Origin of the sequence: Micromonospora sp. WMMD712 (assembly GCF_029581295.1) — a bacterium.
Taxonomy (GTDB): Bacteria; Actinomycetota; Actinomycetes; order Mycobacteriales; family Micromonosporaceae; genus Micromonospora; species Micromonospora carbonacea.
This window is the reverse complement of sequence record NZ_CP120743.1, coordinates 207,866-231,158: the sequence shown is the minus strand read 5'-3', so window position 1 is coordinate 231,158 and position 23,293 is coordinate 207,866. Positions and strand designations below refer to the sequence as shown.

16 protein-coding genes are annotated in these 23,293 nt (G+C 72.6%); 2 read left to right on the top strand and 14 right to left on the bottom strand.

What is annotated here, in order from left to right:
• Positions 1-23 precede the first annotated feature (23 nt).
• The 9 genes from O7633_RS00915 to araB all read right to left on the bottom strand — a co-directional run bounded on the left by O7633_RS00915 (position 24) and on the right by araB (position 14,987).
• Positions 24-4,835, bottom strand: a complete 4,812-nt coding sequence (locus O7633_RS00915; RefSeq protein WP_282325397.1) for a family 43 glycosylhydrolase — start codon at positions 4,833-4,835, stop codon at positions 24-26.
• A 230-nt stretch (positions 4,836-5,065) separates the two neighbouring features.
• A complete protein-coding gene (locus tag O7633_RS00910; protein ID WP_282325395.1) occupies positions 5,066-6,091 on the bottom strand; it encodes a LacI family DNA-binding transcriptional regulator in 1,026 nt (341 codons plus the stop codon).
• Between the two features lie 142 nt (positions 6,092-6,233).
• Complete coding sequence (gene araA, locus O7633_RS00905; protein ID WP_074479102.1) at positions 6,234-7,739, bottom strand: L-arabinose isomerase; 1,506 nt, start codon at positions 7,737-7,739, stop codon at positions 6,234-6,236.
• Positions 7,740-7,767: 28 nt separating this feature from the next.
• Positions 7,768-8,760 (bottom strand): galactofuranose ABC transporter, permease protein YjfF, encoded by a 993-nt coding sequence (gene yjfF / locus O7633_RS00900; RefSeq protein WP_074479101.1) that lies wholly within the window; start codon positions 8,758-8,760, stop codon positions 7,768-7,770.
• A complete protein-coding gene (locus tag O7633_RS00895; RefSeq protein WP_278134618.1) occupies positions 8,757-9,827 on the bottom strand; it encodes an ABC transporter permease in 1,071 nt (356 codons plus the stop codon). The genes yjfF and O7633_RS00895 overlap by 4 nt, the downstream gene beginning before the upstream one ends.
• Complete coding sequence (locus O7633_RS00890) at positions 9,824-11,368, bottom strand: sugar ABC transporter ATP-binding protein (RefSeq protein ID WP_282325392.1); 1,545 nt, start codon at positions 11,366-11,368, stop codon at positions 9,824-9,826. Before O7633_RS00890 ends, O7633_RS00895 begins: the two co-directional genes overlap by 4 nt.
• Positions 11,369-11,440: 72 nt before the next feature.
• Positions 11,441-12,448 carry an ABC transporter substrate-binding protein gene (locus O7633_RS00885; RefSeq protein ID WP_278134613.1) on the bottom strand — a complete coding sequence of 336 codons (1,008 nt, stop codon included), beginning with the start codon at positions 12,446-12,448 and terminating at the stop codon, positions 11,441-11,443.
• A gap of 155 nt (positions 12,449-12,603) precedes the next feature.
• Positions 12,604-13,293 carry an L-ribulose-5-phosphate 4-epimerase gene (locus O7633_RS00880; protein ID WP_176735066.1) on the bottom strand — a complete coding sequence of 230 codons (690 nt, stop codon included), beginning with the start codon at positions 13,291-13,293 and terminating at the stop codon, positions 12,604-12,606.
• On the bottom strand, positions 13,290-14,987 hold the full coding sequence (gene araB / locus O7633_RS00875) for a ribulokinase (RefSeq protein ID WP_282325390.1): 1,698 nt from the start codon (positions 14,985-14,987) through the stop codon (positions 13,290-13,292). The genes O7633_RS00880 and araB overlap by 4 nt, the downstream gene beginning before the upstream one ends.
• Positions 14,988-15,866: 879 nt before the next feature.
• On the opposite strand from araB, the gene O7633_RS00870 reads away from it, so the two are divergent.
• Positions 15,867-16,880 (top strand): LacI family DNA-binding transcriptional regulator, encoded by a 1,014-nt coding sequence (locus O7633_RS00870; protein ID WP_074479096.1) that lies wholly within the window; start codon positions 15,867-15,869, stop codon positions 16,878-16,880.
• A 49-nt stretch (positions 16,881-16,929) separates the two neighbouring features.
• Here the strand turns inward: O7633_RS00870 and O7633_RS00865 are convergent, their stop codons facing one another.
• The 5 genes from O7633_RS00865 to O7633_RS00845 all read right to left on the bottom strand — a co-directional run bounded on the left by O7633_RS00865 (position 16,930) and on the right by O7633_RS00845 (position 22,426).
• Positions 16,930-17,964 carry an ABC transporter ATP-binding protein gene (locus O7633_RS00865; protein WP_278134606.1) on the bottom strand — a complete coding sequence of 345 codons (1,035 nt, stop codon included), beginning with the start codon at positions 17,962-17,964 and terminating at the stop codon, positions 16,930-16,932.
• Positions 17,961-18,998, bottom strand: a complete 1,038-nt coding sequence (locus O7633_RS00860; RefSeq protein ID WP_278134604.1) for an ABC transporter ATP-binding protein — start codon at positions 18,996-18,998, stop codon at positions 17,961-17,963. Before O7633_RS00860 ends, O7633_RS00865 begins: the two co-directional genes overlap by 4 nt.
• Positions 18,995-19,852: an ABC transporter permease gene (locus O7633_RS00855; RefSeq protein WP_282328707.1), complete on the bottom strand. Its 858-nt coding sequence runs from the start codon at positions 19,850-19,852 to the stop codon at positions 18,995-18,997. Before O7633_RS00855 ends, O7633_RS00860 begins: the two co-directional genes overlap by 4 nt.
• Before the next feature lie 74 nt (positions 19,853-19,926).
• A complete protein-coding gene (locus O7633_RS00850; protein WP_074479093.1) occupies positions 19,927-20,871 on the bottom strand; it encodes an ABC transporter permease in 945 nt (314 codons plus the stop codon).
• A gap of 16 nt (positions 20,872-20,887) precedes the next feature.
• Positions 20,888-22,426, bottom strand: a complete 1,539-nt coding sequence (locus O7633_RS00845) for an ABC transporter substrate-binding protein (protein ID WP_282325386.1) — start codon at positions 22,424-22,426, stop codon at positions 20,888-20,890.
• 236 nt (positions 22,427-22,662) lie between these two features.
• Here O7633_RS00845 and O7633_RS00840 point away from each other — a divergent pair, with 236 nt between their 5' ends.
• The gene (locus O7633_RS00840) at positions 22,663-23,274 is read left to right on the top strand and encodes an STAS domain-containing protein (RefSeq protein ID WP_282325382.1); all 612 of its coding nucleotides are present in this window, start codon (positions 22,663-22,665) and stop codon (positions 23,272-23,274) included.
• Positions 23,275-23,293: the final 19 nt, after the last annotated feature.

Here is a 23,293-nt window from a genome sequence, read left to right as displayed (position 1 = left end):
GGGCGTAGCGAGAGACCGGTGACCTACTTCTTGACGACCTTCGCGGTCTCCTTCGACGTGGCCGTGCCGGGTTGCAGGTCCGAGCGGGTGGCCGTCACCCGCACGGAGAGCCGGTACCCGACGTCGGCGGCCTTCGGCACGTACGTCCTGCCGGTGGCCCCGGCGATGACCTTGCCGCCGCGCAGCCACTGGTAGGAGAAGGTGAGCTTCTTCTCGTCCCACCTGCCCGGGTCGGCGGTGAGGGTCTTGCCGACCTTGGCCGTCCCGCTGACCGACGGGAGCGTGGTGGCCCTGGCGGGGTCGCCCAGCGCCGGCACGTTGAGGGCCCGCTCGCGGCTGACGTTGCCGGCCACGTCGTACGCTCGGTAGCGGATCACGTGGGCACAGCTGTCGATCCGGGCCGGGGCCAGGTACGGCTGCCAGGCACTCTTGTCGATCCGGTACTCGATGCGGGCCACGCCGGAGTCGACGTCGCTGGCGTTGACCACGAACTTGCGCTCCACCAGGTACGCCTGCACGGTCGGGGCGGTCTCGTCCACCTTGACCGGCAGCGACCACACGTCGCTCCAGAAGAGGTTGACGCCCTGGGCCCGGTAGTCGACGCGGTGGCTGCCCGCCGGCAGGTCCACCGGCTCGCGGTACGGGAACCAGCCGCCGCCGTCGATCTGGTACTCGACCAGCTTCACCTGGTCACCGGCGGTGATGGTCAGGGCGGCGTCCGCGCCGTACCACCCGTCGGCCCCCGCGGCGGAGACCGTCGCCTTCGGCTGCCCGCCCTCGTAGCGCAGCGGGTCGACGCCGCCCAGCGTCGGGACGACCTTCCTGATGGCGCCGTCCGCGTCGAAGTACAGCCGGTCGATCGTGGTCTCCCGGTGCGTGCCGTCGCCGCCCGGGATCCCGAACCGGTGGTACGCGACGTACCAGTCGTCGGTGCCCGGCACCTGGAGGATCGAGTGGTGCCCGGTGCCGAGGATGCCCTGGCTCGGGTCCTTGGTGAGGATCTCCCCCTTGGCGGTGAACGGCCCCAGCGGGCTGGTGCCGGTGCCATAGCCGACGCGGTAGTTCTCGCTGCCCGTGTCGTCGATCGACCAGGACAGGTAGTAGGTCCCGGCGCGCTTGTGCATGAACAGGCCCTCGCGGAAGTCCGTGAGGCCGGTCAGCCGCACCCGCTTGGCGACGTCGTAGGAGACCATGTCGTCGTTGAGCGGGACCACGTACGGGGTGCCGTTGCCCCAGTAGAGGTAGCTCTGCCCGTCGTCGTCGGTGAAGACCGCCGGGTCGATCTGCTGGGCGTTGTCGTAGTCGGCCTTGCTCACCAGCGGCTTGCCGATGGGGTCGACGAACGGCCCGAGCGGCGAGTCGGCGACGGCGACGCCGATGTTCTGCTGCGCCGAGAAGTAGAAGTAGTACTTGCCGTTCTTCTCGATCGCGGCGGGCGCCCACGCGTTGCTGTCGGCCCAGGTGATGTCCGGCCCGAGGTCGAGGATCGTGTCGTGCTCGGTCCAGTCGACCAGGTTGCGGCTCGACCAGACCTTGAACGTCGAGCTGCCCCAGCCGGGGAAGCCGTCGGTGGTCGCGTAGATGTAGTAGGTGTCGCCGAACCGGACGATGTTCGGGTCGGCGTTGAAGCCGGGCAGCACCGGCGAGCGCATCTGCACCGCCCGCACGGTCCACTCGCGGGTCGCCCCGGCCGCGCTGGTCACGGTCAGCGTCACCGGCTGCGAGTAGTCCCGCGCGCCGCCGGGCGTGACGGTCGAGGTCGGCGCGACCACGTACGTCGGGGCGAGGGCGGTCACGTCGGTGCCCGGCTTGACCGGCAGCGTGATGGTGCTGCTGGCGGCGTCGACGATCGCGGGGACCTTGAGGCTGTCGAGTTCGACCGCCACGACGCTGGTGCCGTTGGCGCCCAGCGCGGCGACCTCGCCGTCGGTGAGCGCCCGGTTGTAGAGGGAGAAGTCGCGCACCCGGCCCTTGAGGTACCTGTCCGAGGCGTACTGGGAGCGGCCGATGTAGTTGGCCGTGGTCCGGCCGCCGCCGATGTCGCCGGGGCGGTGGGTCAGGCCGGTCTTCTCGGCGACCCGCACCCCGTCGAGGTAGATCCGAGCGGTGCCGGCCGAGTTCAGGGTGTACGTGAGGGTCTTCCACACGCCCCGCGGGACGGCGCTGCCGCCGGTGACGGTCTGTTCGCCGGTCCAGTTGCCGAGGCTGATCGAGGTGCGGTAGTTGTTGCCGGTGGTGAAGAGGTAGCCGTTGCCGACGCCGGCGGAGTCGGTGTTGCCCAGGCCCCAGACGAAGTACGGCGTCGCCTGGTCGGTGGCCATGTTGACGTCCATCGACACGGTGATCTCGTCGAGGCCGGCCATGATGTTGTCGGGCAGGGCCACGTGGCCGTTGGTGCCGCCGAGGGCGAGGCTGCCGTCCCTCCAGTTCGCGTCGCCGGCCAGCTTCGCGTCGTAGCCGTTGCCGGAGTCGTCGGTGACGGTGGTGCCGCCGGCCTGGTCGAGCGCGTAGTGGGCGACGACGCCGTCGGCGTTGGCGCGCACCGGCGGCGGCGCGTCGTTGAGGGCGTCGAGTTCCTTCTTCGTGACCGGGATGACGGTGCCGTGCCGGGGGCTGGCGGGCAGGTCGTAGGAGGCCGGCACCTTCCAGTCCGGGTGCTCCAGGTCGTCGGTGCCCAGCGGGATGTAGCCCCGGCCGCCGTACTCGTCGACGAACAGGTAGTACTTCGAGCCGGAGGTGTCGCCGGGGTTGGCCTTGAAGACCGTGGGGCCCTCGACGGCGGAGGTGCCGGCGTCGCGGCCGATGCACGAGTCGAGCACCGCCCAGGAGGGCTTGCCGGGCAGGTCGACGGCGGTCAGCGAGGACGACTTCTCCTGGATGATGTCCGAGCAGCCGGTGCCGCCGCCGCCCTCGTCCTTGGTGAACCGGTAGTAGGTGTCGCCCTCCCGGATCACGGTGGAGTCGATGCGCGAGTCGCCCGGGTCCTGCCAGATCGTCGGCTGGCTGAACGTGACGAAGTCGCGGGTCGTCGCGGCGAGCATCCGGTTGTACGTGTTGCCGGTGTGGTTCGGGTCGCTCTCGGCGTAGAGCTTCGAGGCCCAGAAGACGAGGTACTCGCCCCGGGCGGCGTCCCAGTACGCCTCCGGCGCCCAGGTGTTGCCGGCGGCGGGCGGGGAGACCAGGACGTGCCGCTGCTCCGACCAGTTCACCAGGTCGGTGGACTCCCAGACCTCCAGGTAGCGGCTGCCCTGGCGCTGGGCGACGTCCCAGTTGCCGTTGCGGCCGATGGACAGGTCGGTGGCGATGAGGAAGAACCGGTCCCCCTCCGGGCTGCGGATCAGGAACGGGTCCCGCAGGCCCAGGGTGCCGAACGTCGACTCCAGCTTCGGCTGGCCGCCGTTGAGCTCGGTCCACCGCAGCGCGTTGTTGCCCTGGCTGGCCGCGAAGTAGATCTTCTCCCCGGCGATGGAGTTGCCGGTGAAGTAGCTGAAGGCGTAGCCGGCGTAGGGGGCGGCCTCGGGCAGCTCGCGGACGGTCAGCTCGATGGCCCGCTCGGCGGTGGCCGTGCCGACGGTGACGGTGGCGGTCACGGTGACCTTGACGTCGCCCGCCCCGTGCGCGGGGCGCTTGACGATGCCGTCGGGGCTGACGACGTCCGGGCGGGCGGAGCGCCAGGCGACGGTCGCGCCGTTGCTCCCGGTGCTCGGCATGGTGAGGTTGCCGCGCACGTCGCCGGCGTTCACGAGCGAGAGGGCGGCGGCGGCCGCGGCGGCCCGCGTCTGGTCGGTCTCGTTGGGCAGGACGGTGGCGGTGAACGCCTTGGTGTCGCTGCTGCCACCCCGGCTGACGGTCGCGGTGAGGGTGACCGTGGCGGGCCCGTCGGTGGGGGCCGGGCGGGTCACCTCGCCGGTCGCGCTGATCGTGCCCGGCGCGCTGGAGGACCAGGAGATCGCCGAGCCGTACGTGCCGGTGGTGGGCAGGGTGAGCTTCCCGGTCACGGCCGAGAGGTCGCCCAGGTCGAGGGCGGCGGTGTCGGCGGCGACGCGGGTGGCGTCGGGCAGCGCGATGGCGGCCACCTCGCCGGCGGCCAGCGCCCGGTCGTAGATGCGGAAGTTGGCCACCCGACCCTTGAGGAACCGGTCGGCGGCGTAGTTGGACCGGCCGAGGTTGTTGTTGGTCGTCGTGCCGTTGCCAACGGCGCCGGGCAGCACGGTGACGCCGGTGTTCTGCGCGACCTGCACGCCGTCCTCGTAGAGGGTGCCGGTGGTGCCGGTCTGCGTGTAGGTGACGGACTTCCACACGCCCCGGGCGAGGTTCGCGCCCTTGCCGGTCACCTTCTCGCCGGACCAGTTGGTGGTGGTGATGGCGGTGCGGAAGGCGTCGCCGCTGGTGAACAGGTAGCCGGTGCCGGAGTTCGACGTCGCCGGGTTGCCGAGGCCCCAGATGAAGTACGGCGTCTGCTGCGCGGGGTCGACGAGCACGTCGACGGCGACGGTGATCGACGACAGCCCGGCCATGATGTTGTCGGGCAGCCTGACGTGGTCGTCGACCCCGTCGAGGAGGAGGCCCCCCTGGCCGGTCCAGGTGCCGCCGCCGGTGAGCGTGCCGTCGTTGCCCCGGCCGGAGCTGTCGGTGACGGTGGTGCCGGTGGTCTGGGTCAGGTCGTAGCGCACCAGCAGGCCGTCGGTCACGTCGGCCGCGGCGGCCGGCGCGGCGGTGGCGGGCAGCAGCCCGGCGACCAGGGCGAGGAGGATCCCGGCGACGAGTGGCCGGGCGCGGCGTCGGGAGCGGGGCGGGGAGGAGGATGGCGTTTCCGGGGGAGCTGCTTCGCGCATGGGGTTCCCTCGTGGTGGCGGGGGTGTGAGCGTTAACAAGCCCGAATTCTCGGCGCTACGAAACCCCGCAGTCAAGGGGCCCACCAGGCACGACGCTGGGTATGTGCGCGCTAACAGGGATCACTGCGGCGGACGGTTCGACCGCCGGGCCACCGCCGGCGGGCCCGGGCGGCCGGACGGCACGGCGGAGGCCGGCACGGCCCTGGCGGCGCGCCGCGTGCGGCGTGCGGTCAGCCCTTCCGGCCGCTGCTCGCGCGCACGACGAGCTGCGGCTCGACCTGCGGATGCGGGAAGCGCCCCGCCGGGCCGTCGGCGTCGAACAGCTCCAACAGGGCCGCCACGCAGCGGCGGCCCACCTCGTCGAAGTCCTGCCGCACCGTGGTCAGCGGCGGCGAGAGGTATTCGGCCTCGGGGATGTCGTCGAACCCGACCACGCTGACGTCCTCCGGAACCCGCACGCCGCGCTGGTGCAGCGCCCGCAGCAGGCCGAGCGCCTGGTGGTCGTTGGCGCAGAACACAGCCGTCACGTCCGGGCGGTCGACCAGCGTCTGCCCGATCTCGTAGCCCGCGCGGGGACTCCAGTCGCCGACGAGGACCGGGGGGACGGACCGCCCGGCCTGCTCCAGCGCCAACCGCCACCCGTCGACGCGGTCGCGGGCCTCCAGCCAGTCCCGGGGGCCGGCGATGTGCCACACCGTCTCGTGCCCGAGGGAGAGCAGGTGCTCCACGGCCAGCCGGGCCCCGGCGACCTGGTCGACGGAGATGCTCGGCAGCTCCCGGGCGCCGCCGCTCGACTCGACCACCACGGCGGGCACGCCGGTGGGCAGGCCGTGCACGGCCACCGCCGCCGTCATCATCGGGGCGATGACGACGACCCCCGCGACCGACTGCTCGGTGAGGGCGTCGATGGCCGACCGCATCCCGGCCCGGTCGAGCTGCTCCAGGGTGACGATGCTGATGCCGTACCCCGCGGCGCGGGCGGCGCGTTCGATGCCGAGCAGGGTCGCCGCCGGGCCGTAGAGGATGGTGTCGAAGCTGACCACGCCGATGACCCGGGAGCGCCGCCCGGCCAGGCCCCGGGCCAGGGCGTTGGGCCGGTAGTTGAGCTGGTGCACCGCGCGCATCACCCGCTCGCGGGTCTCCTGCCGGACGCTGGGGTGGTTGTTGAGCACCCGCGACACCGTCTGGTGCGAGACACCGGCGAGCCGGGCGACGTCGTTCATCACCGCCGCGCGTGCGGCCGGCTGCTGACCCATGGCAACTCCCCTCGTGGCCATCGTAGCCCGTCGTGATCAACAAGACGGGCGGTCAGGCTCGCTGCGCGGAGGGCGTGTCCGGCGTGCCCCCACCTCGGGGAGCACGCCGGATGGCCCTGTCGTACGGTCGACCGGTCGAGCCTCAGAATCCCCTGGCCAACCGGTAGTAGGCCTGGTTCCACCGCAACTCGTTCGTCAGCCGGCGGGTGGTCGTCTCCGCGTCGATGACGACCAGCTCGGTGGCGACCATCTCGGCCAGGTCGTGCAGTTCCTCGACCCCGACGGCCTGCGACAGCACCGTGTGGTGCGGCGCGCCGGCCGTGAGCCACGCCTCCGCCGAGCCGGCCAGGTCCGGCCGGGGCCGCCACACCGCGCGGGCCACGGGCAGCTTCGGCAGCGGCTGCGGCGGGACGATCACGTCGATCTCGTTGGCGACCAGCCGGAACCGCTCCCCCATGTCGGCCAGCCCCAGCACCACCGCGGGCCCCGCCTGGGCGTCGAACACCAGGCGCACCGGGTCCTCGCGGCCGCCGATGCCCAGCGGGTGGATCTCCACGGCGGGCGTGTCGGCGGCGATGGTCGGGCAGACCTCCAGCATGTGCGCGCCGAGGACGACCTCCTGCCCTGGCGTGAGGTCGTAGGTGTAGTCCTCCATGAAGGAGGTGCCGCCGGTGGTGCCCACCGACATCGCCTTGAGCGTGCGCACCAGCACCGAGGTCTTCCAGTCGCCCTCGCCGCCGAAGCCGTAGCCGTCGGCCATCAGCCGCTGCACCGCGATCCCCGGCAGCTGCCGCAGCCCGCCGAGGTCCTCGAAGTTGGTGGTGAACGCGCGGAACCCGCCCGCGTCGAGGAAGTCGCGCAGGCCCGCCTCGATCCGGGCGGCGTAGCGCAGGGAGTCGTGCCGGTCGCCGCCGGCCCGCAGCTCGGCGACGAGCCGGTAGCTGTCGTCGTACTCCTTGACCAGCTCGTCGATGCGCGTGTCCGCCACCGCGTCCACGGCCGCCACCAGGTCGTTCACGCCGTAGGTGTTGACCGAGACGCCGAAGCGCAGCTCCGCCTCGACCTTGTCGCCCTCGGTCACCGCCACGTTGCGCATGTTGTCGCCGAAGCGGGCCAGCCGCAGCGACCGCAGCTCCGCGTGCCCGATCGCCGCCCGGGTCCACGCCGCGATGCGGGCGGTGACGCTCGGGTTGCTCACGTGCCCGGCGACGGTCTTGCGGGCCACCCCCAGCCGGGTCTGCACGAACCCGAACTCCCGGTCGCCGTGGGCGGCCTGGTTGAGGTTCATGAAGTCCATGTCGATCTCGGACCAGGGCAGCGCCACGTTGGCCTGCGTGTGCAGGTGCAGCAGCGGGGTGCGCAGGGCGTCCAGGCCGGAGATCCACATCTTCGCGGGCGAGAAGGTGTGCATCCAGGCGATCACCCCGACCGCGCCCTGGACGGCGGCGTCACGGCAGACGGCCAGGATGTCGGCGCTGGAGGTGAGCACCGGCTTCCAGACCACCCGGGCGGGGATGGCCGGATCGGCGTCGAGCTGCTCCGCGATCTGCCGGGACTGGTCGGCCACCTGACGCAGGGTCTCCGGGCCGTACAGGCCCTGGCTGCCGGTGAGGAACCAGACCTCGGCGGCCGGGGATGGGTTGGTCATGGGGTTGCCTTCCGGTGTACTGGGGTGGTCACTTCTTGCGGATGCCGACGAGGCGCTGGAGGAGGATGAACGCGAACAGCAGGCCACCGATCACGATCTTGGTCCACCAGGAGCTGAGGCTGCCGTCGAAGGTGATCAGCGTCTGGATCACCCCCAGCACGAGGACACCCAGCACCGTGCCGAACACGTAGCCGGAGCCACCCGTGAGCAGGGTCCCGCCGATGACGACGGCGGCGATCGTGTCCAGCTCCATGCCGATCGCGATCAGCGGGGCGCCCGACAGCGTGTAGAACGACAGCAGGATGCCGCCGATGGCCGAGCAGAGCCCGCTGATCGTGTAGACGGCGATCTTCGTACGCCCCACGGGCAGGCCCATGAGCAGCGCCGACTGCTGGTTGCCGCCGATGGCGTACACGTTGCGGCCCAGCCGGGTGTAGGCCAGCGTGTACGCCGCGACCGCCACCACGACGAGGGCGACCAGGACGCTCACGGTCACGAAGTTCTCGCCGATGCGGATGCGCTCCTGCGCCGCCGAGGTCCAGAACCCGTCGGTGATCGGGATGGACGTCGAGCTGATCCAGGTGCACATGCCCCGGGCGAAGAACATGCCGGCGAGGGTGACGATGAACGGCTGGATGTCGAAGAAGTGGATGACGCAGCCCATCGCGAACCCGAGGGCGGGGCCGATGAGCAGCGCGATCAGCAGCACCACCGCGGGGTGCACGCCGTCGCCGAGCAGCGACGCCGACACCATCGCGGTCATCGCCACCACGGAGCCGACCGACAGGTCGATGCCGCCGGTCAGGATGACGAAGGTCATGCCGACCGCGACGACGAGCAGGAAGCCGTTGTCGATGAAGATGTTGAAGACGACCTGGATGTTGGAGAAGGCCCGGTACTGCGAGACGCCGATGCCGTACATCACCAGCAGCAGGGCCAGGGTGGCCAGCACCGGCACCTGCCGCTGCGGCACCCGCCACCAGGCCCGTGGGCCGCGCGCGGCCAGGGGGGTCGTGGTCATGCCGGGACCTGCTCCTTCTGCTTCTCGGCGGGCGTCGCCGGGGCTGACGTCGGCGCGTGCCGACGCCGGAACCGGGCGCGGAACGCCGGCGCCTGGATGAGGCAGACCGCGATCACCACGACCGCCTTGAACAGCAGGGCCGTCTGCGGGTCGATGTTCATGGCGTACACCGAGGTGGTCAGGGTCTGGATGATCAGCGCGCCGACGATGGTGCCGCTGAGGTAGAACCGGCCGCCGGCCAGCGACGTGCCGCCGATGACCACGGCGAGGATGGCGTCCAGCTCGACCCAGAGGCCGACCGCGTTGCCGTCGGCGCTGGAGACGTTCGCCGTCATCATGAACCCGGCCACGGCGGCGCAGGCGGCGCTCACCACGTAGACCAGGAAGGTGATCCGCCGCGAGCGCACGCCCGCCAGGCGGCTGGCCTCGGCGTTGCCGCCGACCGCCTCGATGATCATGCCGAGGGCGGTGCGGCGGGTCAGCACCGCCACGACCAGCGTCACCGCGAGGGCGATGATGATCGCGAACGGCAGCGTGAGCAGGTGCCCGACCCCGATCGTCTTGTACGGCTCGCTGTTGATCGTGATGATCTGCCCGGAGGTGACCAGCTGGGCCAGGCCCCGGCCGGCGACCATCAGGATCAGCGTGGCGATGATCGGTTGGATGCCTATCCCGGCGACCAGGATCCCGTTCCACGCGCCGAGCACCAGGGCCACGCCGAACGCGATCGCCACCGCCGTGAGCACGGCGCCGAGGCTGTTCTGGTCGGGCTGCTCGCTGATGTAGAGGCAGGCTATCGCGCCGCAGACGGCGGCCACGGAACCCACGGAGAGGTCGATGCCGCCCGTGGCGATCACCAGCGACATGCCCAGCGCGACCAGGATCAGCGGGGCGCTGAGCCGGACGATGTCGACGAGGCTGCCGTAGAGGTGGCCGTTCTTCAGCTCGACCGACAGGAAGCTCGGCCGGTAGACGGTGTTCGCCGCCAGCAGCACCACCAGCACGACCAGGGGCCAGAACAGCCGGTGGCCGGTGACGCCCGCGAGGCGGGTACGCGCTGTGCTCATACCTTCTCCAACCCTTCCTGCGCCGCGCCGCTGGCGATGGCCTGCATCACGCGGTCGGCGTCGAGGGTGTCGTCGTTGTCGAGCTGGGCGACCAGCCGCCGGTCGCGCATCACGACGACCTTGTGGCTGAGCCGCAGCACCTCCTCCAGCTCGGCGGAGATGAACAGCACCGCCATCCCGCCGTCGGAGAGCTGCGCCACGAGGCGCTGGATCTCGGTCTTCGCGCCGATGTCGATGCCCCGGGTCGGCTCGTCCAGGATCAGCAGCCGCGGCTCGGTGATCAGCCACCGGGCGAGCAGCACCTTCTGCTGGTTGCCGCCGGAGAGGTTGCGCACCGGCATGTCGGGGTTGGCCGGCCGGATGCTCAGCGCCTTGATGTAGCGCTCGACCAGCTCGTCCTGCTTGCGCCGGGGCACCGGCCGCAGCCAGCCGCGGGCCGCCTGCATGGCCAGGATGATGTTCTCCCGCACCGACAGCTCGCCCACCAGGCCCTCGGTGCGACGGTTCTCGGAGCAGAAGGCGACGCCCCGGTCGATCGCGGCCACCGGGTTGCGGATCGCGGCGGGCGCGCCGTCGACCGCGAGCCGGCCCTGGTCGGCGCGGTCCGCGCCGAAGAACAGGCGGGCGACCTCGGTACGCCCCGACCCCAGCAGCCCGGCCAGCCCGACGACCTCGCCGGCGTGGATGGTGAGGCTGAACGGCGCGACCGAGCCGGAGCGGCCCAGCCCGTCCGCCGCCACGAGGGGCTCTCCCTGCGTGACCGCCGTACGGTCCCGGTCGGTCTCGGAGTCGAGGCGCTCCAGCGCGTCGAGCTCCTTGCCGATCATCTTCTCCACGAGGGCGATCTGCGGCAGCTCGGCCGTCGGGTACTCGCCCACGAGGCGGCCGTTGCGCAGCACGGTGATCCGGTCGGCGATGCCGTACACCTGGTCGAGGAAGTGGGTGACGAAGACGATGGCGATGCCGTCGTCGCGCAACTGGCGCATGATCCGCATCAGCTGGGCCACCTCGTCGGCATCGAGGCTGGAGGTGGGCTCGTCGAGGATCAGCACCCGGGCGTTCACGTCGACGGCGCGGGCGATGGCCACCATCTGCTGCACCGCGAGGGAATAGCTGCCGAGCAGCTCGGTGACGTCGATGTGCAGGTCGATGCGGGCCAGCAGCTCCTTGGCCCGGCGGCGCATCTCGCGCCAGTTGACGGCCCCGAGCCGGCGCGGCTCCCGGCCGATGAAGATGTTCTCCGCCACCGACAGGTTGGGCAGGAGGTTGACCTCCTGGTAGACGGTGCTCACCCCGGCCGCGGTGGCCTGCATCGGCCCGGCGAAGGAGACCTGCTGACCGTCGAGGGTGATCGTGCCGGCGTCCGTGCTGTAGACGCCGGTCAGCACCTTGATGAGGGTGGACTTGCCGGCGCCGTTCTCGCCCATCAGGGCGTGGACCTCACCGGGGAAGAGACGGAAGTCGACGCCGTCGAGGGCGCGTACTCCCGGGAAGATCTTGCTGATCGCGGTCATCGTCAGGACCGGATGCCTCTGCGACATCCCACCAGGCCTTTCGTGTGTCGCGGAAGCGAGCGGCGGGGCCGCCGCGCGTGGCGCGGCGGCCCCCTCCGGTCAGTACTTCCGGGTCGGCAGAGCGGCCTTGGCCTGCTCCTGGGTGAAGGTGGTCTCCTGGGTCTCGACCCGGGCGGGGACCTCCTCGCCGGCCTTGACCTTCTTCACCAGGTCCATCAGCTGGTCGCCCAGCAGCGGGCTGCACTCGGCGATGAAGTTGAACTTGCCGTCGGCCAGGGCCTGCATGCCGTCCTTGACCGCGTCGATCGTGATGATGGTGATGTCCTTGCCCGGCACCTTGCCGGCCGCGGTGATCGCCTCCAGCGCGCCGAGGCCCATGTCGTCGTTGTGGGCGAACAGGACGTCGATCTTCGGGTTGGCCTTGAGGAACTGCTCCATGACCTGCTTGCCGCCGGCCCGGGTGAAGTCACCGCTCTGCGACGCGACGATCTTCAGGTTGGGGTTGGCGGCGATGGCCTCCGCGAAGCCCTTCTTGCGGTCGTTGGCCGGCGCCGAGCCGGTGGTGCCCTGGAGCTCGACGATGTTCACCGGGCCCGTGGCGTCCTTCTTCTGCTCGACCAGCCACTCGCCGGAGAGCCGGCCCTCCTTGACGAAGTCCGAGCCGATGAAGGTCTTGTAGAGGCTCTTGTCGGCCGAGTCGACGGCCCGGTCGGTCAGGATGACCGGGATCTTGGCGTCCTTGGCCTCCTTGAGCACGGTGTCCCAGCCCGACTCCACCACCGGCGAGAAGGCGATCACGTCGACCTTCTGCTGGATGAAGTTGCGGATCGCCTTGATCTGGTTCTCCTGCTTCTGCTGGGCGTCGTCGAACTGGAGCTTGATCCCGGCCTTCTCGGCGGACTCCTTGATGGAGTTGGTGTTCGCCGTGCGCCAGCCGCTCTCCGCGCCGACCTGCGAGAAGCCGAGGACGATCTGGCCGTCGCCGTTGCCGCCGGACTCCGAGCCGGTGTCGCTGTTGCCGCAGGCGGCCAGGCTGGTGGCCATCAGGCCGGCGGCCAGGATCGCGCCGAACCCGCGGCGGGTGATGGTCGTGCCGGACTTGCGCATGTGATGACTCCTTGCGGGGGTGGGTGGGGTACCTACATGGGCCGGGGCCGCCTCGGCGTGCCGGACGGCACGGCCAACCGGTGGTGCTGTGGTGAGGTGCGGTGGAACGGGCCGGGCCCTCGGGGTGCCGGACCGGCCGGGACGGGGTGGGGCGGTCAGGGGGTGGCGGAGACCCCGGGCTGCCCGTAGACGTTCTGGTAACGGTCGTAGAGGGAGTCGATGTCCTCGCGGGCCATCGGCACCGGCCGACCGAGCGTGCGGGCCAGGTGGGCGGTGCGGGCGACGTCCTCGCACATCACCGCCGCCTTGACCGCCGCGCGGGCGTCCTTGCCGATGGTGAAGACGCCGTGGTTGCGCATGAGCACCGCCGGCGAGCGGTGCCCGGACAGGGTGGCCACGATGCCCTTGCCGATGTCGTCGCCGCCGATGAGCGCGAACGGGCCGACCGGGATCTCGCCGCCGAACTCGTCGGCCTGGGCGGTGAGGTGGCACGGGATCGACTCGCCGCAGGCCGCCCAGGCGGTGGCGTAGGAGCTGTGGGTGTGCACCACGCCGCCGACCTCGGGCATCGCCCGGTAGACGTAGGCGTGCGCGGCGGTGTCGCTCGACGGCGACAGGTCACCCTCCACCACGACGCCGTCGAGGTCGCAGACGATCATGTTGTCGGGCCGCAGGTCGTCGTAGGAGACGCCGCTGGGCTTGATGACCATCAGGTCCGCGCCGGGCACCCGGGCGGAGACGTTGCCGGCCGTCCAGGCCACCAGGTTGTAGCGGACCAGCTCGCCGTGCAGGGTCGCGACCTGCTCGCGCAGGCGCGTCACCTCGGCGCCGAGGTCGGGGCTCATGCCAACACCTCCAGGGGGACTGCGGCCTCGCCGGCCGGGGAGTGGTCGGCCGCCCGACGGGCGGCGTTGCGGATGGCGCGCAGCCGCAGCAGGGCCTCGTCGCCGCCCCGGCCGAAGTGGTCGTGCAGCCGCCGGTACTCCGCGTAGAGCGCGTCGTAGGCGAGCGCCCGCTGCGGGTCGGGGCGGTAGACGTCGCGGTCGACCCGGCCCATCACGGCCGAGGCGGCCGGCACGTCGGGGTACGCGCCCGCGGCCACCGCCGCGTGGATCGCCGAGCCGAGCGCCGGGCCCTGCGTCGAGCCGATGATGCCCAGCGGGCGCTTCGTGACGTCGGCGTAGATCTGCATGAGCAACGCGTTGTTGGTCAGCCCGCCCGCGACGATGATCTCGTCGACCGGCACCCCCGCCTCGGCGAACGCCTCGATGATCATGCGGGTGCCGAACGCGGTGGACTCCAGCAGCGCGCGGTAGACGTCCGGCGGCCGGGTGGCCAGGGTCAGCCCGACGATCACCCCGCTGAGGTCGTGGTTGACCAGCAGGGACCGGTTGCCGTTCCACCAGTCCAGCGCCACCAGGCCGTGTGCGCCGACCGGCTGGGCCGCGGCGGCGGCCGTCAGCGCCTCGTGCGAGTCGAAGCCGGCGGGGGCGGCGTGCTGGACGTACCAGCCGAAGATGTCGCCGACGCCGCTCTGGCCCGCCTCGTAGCCCCAGTGCCCGGAGCTGATCCCGCCGTCCACGACGCCGCACATGCCGGCCACCTCGGCCAGCTCGGTGCCGTTGACGACGTGGCAGGTGGAGGTGCCCATGATGGCGACCAGCCGGCCCGGGTCGAGGGCCTGGGCGGCGGCGGAGGTGACGTGCGCGTCGACGTTGCCGACCGCCACGGCGATCCCCTCGGGCAGGCCGGTCCAGGCCGCGGCCTCGGCGGTCAGTCCGCCGGCCCGGGCGCCCAGCGGCGCGAGCGGGCCGTCGATCTTGGCGACGAAGTCGGCGAAGCCCGGGTTCAGGGCGGCCAGGTACTCCCGCGACGGGTACCGGCCGTCCTGGCGGATGCCCTTGTAGCCGGCGGTGCACACGTTGCGGGTCTCGACGCCGCAGAGCTGCCAGACGATCCAGTCGGCGGCCTCGATCCACCGCTCGGCGCGGTCGTAGACCTCCGGGTCCTCCTCCAGCAGTTGCAGGCCCTTGGCGTACTGCCACTCGGCGGAGATCTTGCCGCCGTAGCGGCCGATCCACGGCTCGTCGCGGGCGTGGGCCAGCTCGTTGATCCGGTCCGCCTGGGGCTGGGCCGCGTGGTGCTTCCACAGCTTGACCCAGGCGTGCGGCCGGGTACGCAGGTCGGGCAGCTCGCACAGCGGGGTGCCGTCGGCGCGGGTGGGCAGCACGGTGCAGGCGGTGAAGTCGATGCCGATGCCGATGACCTGGCGGGGGTCGACGCCGCTGGCGGCCAGGGCCGCCGGCACCGCCTGCCGCAGCACCTCGCGGTAGTCGTCCGGGTCCTGGAGGGCCCAGTCCGCGGGTAGCGCCTGGCCGTCGACGGCGAGTACCGTGTCCATCACGGCGTGTCGGTACTCGTGCACCGCCGTGCCCAGTTCGGCACCGTCACCGACCCGTACCACCAGCGCTCGACCCGACAACGTGCCGTAGTCGACGCCGACAACGTACCGGTCGCCCGGCCCTGCCGAAACGCTCATGACATCCTCCGCTCACTTGCTGGCAACAGTGTTAGCGCTCACATGTCGTGTCGTCAAGATGCTTCCCGCCAAGATCTTTCAGTCCGGTCCCCGACACGGCCCCCAGCCTGGAGTCTCTCCAGATGGCCACGTCGGCGACGATTCGGTCACGGGGCGCGACCCGCGGCGGAGGCGGCCCGAGGCCGGGGATGTGCGCGTTCACAAGGAGAGGGCGAGCCGGCCGCACGGCGCGGGAGACGCCCCACCGCCGCCCGCCGGCCCCCGCCGGGCCCACCGACCCGCCGCCCGGCCGTGACGGGGAGTGAGAGACGGCCCCCCGGCGCACCACGCCACCCGCCCGACCCGCTCCGCGCCAGAGGACGCAACACTCACGCTCCGCCACGAGGCAGAAGCCTTCGCAGCTCCTCGCGGAGCCGGATGCGCACCGCTCGACGAGGGCGTCGCGGCGCCGGGCACGCAGCAGAGCGCGCGGCGGCATCACGGAGACCCCCGGAGAATGACAACGCAGGGTAAGGACGATCGTCCTAATGTGGCCAGCTCCCCTTCGTCACGGAGCGCGACCGAAGCACCCAGGCTCGCAGCCCCGCCGAAGCCCTACCCCGGGCGGCCATGCCGGCCCGGGGAACCCCCGTCGGGCACCGGGCCGACGCCGCCCCGTCCGGCGGCGCCGACCCGGCCGACAGCAGACGCGGCAGCAGCAACCCGCGCCCGAAAGTTTCGAGCTTGTTTCGGACCCGTGCAGACTAAGCTTTCGAGCGAAGGCGAGTCAAGCGTCACCTGTCGATGCGACGAGGCCAGACCCCGACTTCACCCCTACCCGCCCCCAAGCGTCGAAAGTTTCGGGATATGCTGCGGCGGGCCGGGAACTAGGGAGATGGCATGGAACAACAGCGGGCGACGCTGGCGGAGATCGCGCAGGCGGCCGGGGTCTCGATCCCCACCGTCTCGAAGGTCCTCAACGGCCGACCGGACGTCGCACCCGCGACGCGGCACCGGGTGCAGACGCTGCTCGACGCGCGGGGGTACACCGCCCGGGGCACCGCCCGCCCGGCCAACCGGGCGGGCCTGATCGACCTGGTGCTGCGGGATCTCGGCAGCCCGTGGGCCATGCAGATCATCGACGGCGTGGAGGAGCTGGCCTACCAGGCCGGCTTCGGCGTCGTCGTCTCCGCCGTCCACGGCCGGCACCGCACCCGCCCCGACCGGCGCTGGACCGAGCAGCTCGCCGCCCGACGCTGCAACGGGGTGCTGCTCGTCCTCTCCGACCTCTCCCCCGCCCAGCGCGGCCAACTGGAGGACCTGGGCATCCCGGCGGTGATCATCGACCCCGCCGGGCAGCCCCCCGCCGACATCCCCTCCGTCGGGGCGACCAACTGGGCCGGCGGGCGGGCGGCCACCGAGCACCTGCTCGACCTCGGACACCGGCGGATCGCCGTCATCGGCGGACCCCCCACCGTGCCGTGCAGCCGCGCCCGCGTCGACGGCTACCGGGCCGCCATGGACGCCGCCGGGCAGCGGGTCCCCACCGGCCACGTCCGCGCCGGCGACTTCCTGGCGCCCTCGGGCTACCGGGAGACGCACGCCCTGCTCGACCTGGCCCGGCCGCCAACCGCGATCTTCGCCTGCTCCGACGAGATGGCCCTGGGCGCCTACGAGGCGCTCTACGAGCGGGGACTACGGGCGCCCGACGACATGAGCGTCGTCGGCTTCGACGACCTGGACGCCGCCCGATGGGCCGTGCCACCGCTGACGACCGTGCGGCAGCCGCTGACGGAGATGGCCGCGATGGCCACCCGCATGCTGCTCAGCCTGGTCAACGACGAGGAGCTGGCGAGCGACCGCATCGAGCTGGCCACCCCGCTGATCGTCCGGCACAGCACCCGGCCCTGCTGACCGCCCCGACCGCTGGCGTCCCGTCCACGTGGACGGGACGCCGCCGGGGTCAGGCCCCGTCCCGCATGGCGCGCACCGCCTCGCCCGCGTACAGGCAGGCGGCCCGCTGACCGGGGGCCACCTCGACCAGCCCCGGGTCGACCTCGGCGCAGTCCGGCCGGGCCTGGGGGCACCGGGTCCGGAACCGGCAGCCGGCGGGCGGGTCGACCGGGCTCGGCACGTCGCCGCGCAGGATGATCCGCCGCCGGCGCCGCTCCACCTTCGGGTCCGCCACCGGGACGGCCGACAGCAGCGCGGCGGTGTACGGGTGCGCCGGCTGCCGGTAGAGCTGCGCCGGGGTGCCGGTCTCCACGATCCGGCCCAGGTACATCACGGCGATCCGGTCGCTCATGTGCTCGACGGCCGCGAGGTCGTGGGCGATGAACAGGTACGTCAGTCCCAGGTCCCGTTGCAGCGCCCGCAGCAGGTTCATGATCTGCGCCTGCACGCTCAGGTCGAGCGAGGCGATGGGCTCGTCGAGGACGATCAGGTCGGGCTCCCCGGCCAGCGCGCGGGCGATGCCGACCCGCTGGCGTTGCCCGCCGGAAAGCTCGTGCGGGTGCCGGCCGGCGAGGTCGGGGCGGAGGCCGACCAGTTCCAGCAGCTCGGCGACCCGGCGGCCGCGGGCCTGGGCGGAGCCGGCGAGGCGGTGCACCACCAGCGGCTCGGCGACGCTGGCCCCGATCGTGCGCCGGGGGTCCAGCGACGCCTGCGGGTCCTGGAACACCATGGCCACCCGCCGACGCAGGCCGCGCAGCCGGCGGCGGGACCACCGGGTGACGTCCCGGCCGCCGACCCGCACGCGCCCGGAGGTCGGGTCGACCAGGCGCAGCAGCGCCAGGCCGGTGGTGGACTTACCGCTGCCCGACTCGCCGACCAGCCCCAGCGTCTCGCCCCGCCGGACGGTCAGCGACACCCCGTCGACGGCCCGCACCTGCGCGCCGCCCCCGGCCGGGAACCACACCCGCAGGTCGTCGAGCTCGGCGAGGGGCTCCGGCGGCCGGGCCTGCGGCGTCGGCGCGGCCGGGACGGTGTCGGTGCTCATGCGTCCTCCCCGCCGGGATAGAAGGTGCGTACGTCGTGACCGGGGGCCACCGGGACCAGCGGCGGCAGCTCGTGCGCGCACCGGGCGTCGCCGCGCACCGGGCAGCGGGGCCAGAACGCGCAGCCGGGCGGCAGGTCCAGCGGGCTCGGCGGCGCGCCGTGGATCGCCGGGAGGTCGCCGCCGCCATGCTGCGGGTCCGGGCGGGCCGCCAGCAGGGCCCGGGTGTACGGGTGCGCCGGCGCGTCGAAGACGGCGTCGACGTCGCCCCGCTCGACGATCCGGCCGCCATACATGACGGCCACCGTGTCGGCGACCCCGGCGACCACGCCGAGGTCGTGGGTGATCCAGACGACGGCGGTGCCGAGCCGGCGGCGCAGGTCGGCGACCAGCTCGACGATCTGCGCCTGGGTGGTGACGTCGAGCGCGGTGGTCGGCTCGTCGGCGATCAGCAGGGCCGGCTCGCAGGCCAGGGCCATCGCGATGACGACCCGCTGCCGCATCCCGCCGGAGAACTGGTGCGGGTACTCGTCGACGCGCCGGCCCGGCGACGGGATGCCGACCAGGTCGAGCAGCTCCACGGCCCGGTCCCGGGCCTGCCGGCGGGTCATGCCGAGGTGCTCCTCGCACGCCTCGGACACCTGCCGGCCCACGGTGAGCACCGGGTTGAGCGAGGTCATCGGGTCCTGGAAGACGAAGCCGACGTGCCGTCCGCGCAGCCGCCGGCGGCGCGGCTCGGGCAGCGCGGTCAGCTCCTCGCCGAGCAGCCGGACCCGGCCGGTGACCGTGGCCGCGCGGGGGGCCAGGCCGGTGGCGGCGAGCACGGTCATGCTCTTGCCGCTGCCGGACTCGCCGACCAGGGCGAGGGTCTGCCCGGCCCGCACCGACCAGTCGACGCCCGCGACGGCCCGGGCCGGGCCACGTCGGGTGCCGATCGTCACCGTCAGGTCCTCGATCGCCAGCACCGGCGCGTCGTCGTCGCGGGCGGCGGGGCCGGGCCCGGCGTCATCGCGGGCGGCGGGGGGTGGTGTGCTCATGTCCTGCTCCTGTTCGCCTCGCCGACGGTGAGCTGGCGCGGGTCCAGCACGTCGCGCAGCGCGTCGCCGACGAGGTTGAAGGCGAGCACGGTGAGGAAGATCGCGGCGCCGGGGAAGACGCCGAGCCACCACGCCTCGGTGACGAACCCGCGCCCGTCGTAGAGCATCCGGCCCCAGGCGGGGTCCGGCGGCTGCACGCCGAGGCCCAGGAAGGACAGGGCCGCCTCCGAGAGGATGGCGAACGCCAGCGACAGCGACGTCTGCACGATCAGCGGGGCCGCGACGTTGGGCAGCACGTGGCGGCGGATGATCCGCGCGTCCGACGCGCCGATGGACACCGCCGCGCGGACGAAGACCTGCTCGCGTACGGAGAGCACGCCCGCGCGGGTGACCCGGGCGAAGATCGGCGTGTAGACCACCCCGATCGCGACCATCGCGGTGACCAGGCCCGGCCCGAGCACCGCCACGATCGCGACGGCGAGCAGCAGCACCGGGAACGCGAACAGCACGTCCATGCCGCGCATGAGGACGTTGTCCACCCAGCCCCGGTACCAGCCGGCGAGCAGGCCCACGGTGACCCCGACCAGCAGCGCGATGCCGACGCTGACCAGGCCCACCTCCAGGGAGACCCGGGCGGCGACGAGGACGCGGCTGAGCACGTCGCGGCCCAGTTCGTCGGTGCCGAACGGGTGGTCGAGGCTGGGCGGGCGCAGCATCCGCTCGACGTCGACGTCGTTGACCCCGGCCGGCGCCAGCCACCGGCCGGCCACCCCGACGACGAGCAGCAGGAGCAGCACGACGGCGCCGGCGACGGCCGGCGGGTCGTGGCGCAAGGCGGCCAGCGTGCGGCGCAGCGTGCCGTCGGACCCGCCGCGCGCCGCGGGCCGGTCCGCTCCGCCGCCGACCGCAGCCCGGTCCTCGCCGCCGCTCACCGCAGCCCGATCCGCGGGTCGAGGCGGGCGTAGAGGACGTCCACCAGCAGGTTCATCAGCAGGAACAGGGCAGCGACGAAGAGCACCGCGCCCTGGAGCACCGGGTAGTCGCGGGCCTGGACGGCGTCGTAGGTGAGCCGGCCGACGCCCGGCCAGGCGAACAGCACCTCGATCACGATCACCCCGCCGACGAGGCTGGCCAACTGCACCGCCACCACGGTGACCACGGGGATCAGCGCGTTGCGCAGCACGTGCCGGACGACCACGACCCGGGCGCGCAGCCCCTTGGCCTCGGCGGTGCGCACGTAGTCCTCGGCGAGCACCTCCAGCACCGAGGAGCGGATGAACCGGGTGAGGATCGAGGCGGTGACCAGCCCCACGGCCGTGGCCGGCAGCACCACGTGCGACGCCCACCGCGCCGGGTCCTCGGTCAGGGCCACGTAGCCCGACGGCGGCAGCCAGCCGAGCACCCCGGCGAAGAGCAGGATGCCCATGATGCCCATCCAGAAGTCGGGCACCGACACGCCGAACTGGCTGAACACCCGGGCGGCGTGGTCGAGGGCGGACCCGCTGCGCACGGCGGAGAGCACGCCCAACGGGAAGGCCACGAGCAGGGCCAGCAGCACGGCGGTCACCGCCAGCGACAGCGTCGCCGGCAACCGCTCCAGCACGATCGTGGTGACCGGCTGGCCGCTGCGGAAGCTCACCCCGAGGTCGCCGGTGAGCGCGTGGCCGACGTAGCTGAGGTACTGCGCGACCAGCGGCCGGTCGAGGCCGGAGCGTTCCCGCAGCGCGTCGTAGGTCTGCTGGTCGAAGCGGGTCCCGAGGGCGACCCGGACGGGGTCGCCGGGGACGAGCTGGAGCAGCAGGAAGACGACGAGCGTCACCCCGAACAGGACGACGACCGACTGGAGCAGCCGGCGTAGGACGAAGCGTGTCATGTCTGCCCCCGTCAGCTCACCTGTCGAGGGCGACGTCGCGGAACCGGATGGCCCGGTCGGAGCGGACCTGGTAGCCGGTCACCTGCTTCGACCAGCCCTGCACCACGTCGGGGTTGTAGAGGTAGATGTAGCTGGCGTCGTCGACGATCTGCTTGGCCGCCTGGTCGTACGTCCGCTTGCGGGCCGCGGGGTCGGTCTCGGTGCGGCCGGCGTCGAGGAGCCTGTCGACGGCGGGGTTGCTGTACTTGTGGAAGTTGAACGTCGCGCCGGTGCGGTGCTGGGCGTAGTAGAACTCGTCCGGGTCGATGTTGCCGAGCCAGCCGAGCAGGAACGCGTCGAAGGCGCCCCGGCCCTGCTCGTCGAGCCACTGGGCGAAGTCGAGGGTGCGGATCTTCACGGTGATCCCGACGTCTTTGAGCTGGGCGGCGATCACCTGGGCCGCGCTGACCGTCTCCGGGTACTCGGTGGTCACCATCAGGTCCAGGCTCAGCCCGCTGACGCCGGCCTGGCCGAGCAGCTGCCGGGCCTGCGCCGGGTCGTGCCGGTACGGCGCGTACTCGAAGTGCCAGGAGCTGCCCTTCGGGATCGCGGTCTGGTTGACCGTGGCCTGCCCGAACTTGGCCGCCTTCGCGATCGCCTCCCGGTCCAGGGCGAACGCGATCGCGCGGCGCACGTTCACGTCGTCGTACGGCTTGCGGCCCTCGTTGAGCGCGAGGTACCAGTAGTCGGTCGACGACCGCGACTCGACGGTGACGTCGCCGCCGTTCTCCTTCAGCGCGGCGACCTGCTGGGGCGGCAGGTTGTCGGTCCACTGGACCTCGCCGCCGCGCAGGTTCTGGAGGGCGACCGTGGGGTCCTTGACGAAGGTGAAGCGGACCCCGTCGAGCTTCGGCTTCGCGCCCCAGTAGTTGTCGTTGCGGGTGAGCTGGATGCTGTCGCCGGAGGTGTAGCCGGCGACGGCGAACGGCCCGCTGCCCACCGGCCTGGTCTTGACCGCCCCGGACTCCACGTTGGACTTCTCGACGATCGCGACGCCCTTGAACCCGCCGAGGCTGGCCAGCAGGTTCGGGGTGGGCTTGGTGAGCGCGACCACCACGGTCGTCGGGTCGGGCGCGGTCACGGACTTCACGGTCTCGAACCGGTAGGACTGGTTGAGCTTCTCCGAGATGATCCGCTCGTACGAGTAGACGACGTCCTCGGAGGTCAGCGGCGACCCGTCGGAGAAGCGCACGCCCTCGCGGAGGGTGAAGGTCCAGGTGAGCTGGTCGGCGCTGGTGGTCCACTTCGTCGCCAGTGAGGGACCCATCCGCAGGTCGGGGCCCGGCTCGACGAGGGTGTCGTAGACGTTCTCCAGCACCTGGAAGCTGTAGTAGGCCGAGGTCCGGTGCGGGTCGAGCTGGTCGGGTTCCCCGCCGATCGCGGCGTTCAGCGTGCCGCCGGCGCCCGTACCGCCGGTGTCGCCGGCCCCGTCCACGTCGACGCTGTCGCCGGCGCCGCACCCGGCGGCGGCGAGCGCGAGCGCGAGCACGGCGCCGACCATTCTGGATCTGGTCATGGACCCGGTCCCCCTCCGTCAGCGAGGCGCGGGAGTGCTCCCGCCCCCGATCTCCTTGCCCGCGGTGTCCGGCGGACGAAACCTGCGTCGCCGCCCCGGCCCGCCACCGGGCGCGGCCACGGCGGTGCCGGCCCAGGTGAGGGCGGTTTCGTCACACAACCGTCATGGAACCGGGGGGTGCCCTCCAAAACCGCGTACCAGGGTGGGGGCTGCCGCCGCCGAGGAGAGGAGGCCGGATGACGGTCGTACCGGACGATCGCCTGATGACGCTGATCTGCGACGACTGCGGCGACACGACGACCGGCAACGCGTGCGTGCTGCCCGACGCCGAGGTCGTCTGGACGCTGGTGTCCGAGCACGGCTGGAGCGGCTCGCCGTTCGCCGTCGGCCCGCACCGGTGCCCGCCGTGCAGCATCGCCGGCCCCGCGCCGAGCCAACTCCTCGGGATCGACCAGGTCGACGGCTGCGACGACGCGCCCAGCCACGGCGAGGACCGGCTGCGCGCCGCCCTGCGCGACGCGGTCGAGTTCGACGGGCGGGCCGTGGTGGACCTGCACGGCATGGAGCAGATCGACCCGGCCGGGCTGGGTCTGCTGGTGCGGGCCCACCAGGAGGCCCGGCAGCGGGGCGTCGTCCTGTGCCTCGCCGCGCCGTCCCGGTTCGTCCGCACCGTCCTGCACACCATGCGGCTCGACGGCCTCTTCCCGACCTTCGCGACCCGGCAGGAGGCCCTGGCGGCGACCGGCCCCGCGCTGACGGCGACCGGCCCCGCCCTGGCGGCGACCGGCCCCGCCCTGGCGGCGACCGGCCCCGCCCTGGCGACGGCCGACCCCGCGCCGGCCCGCTGACCCGGCGCGGGGCGCGGCG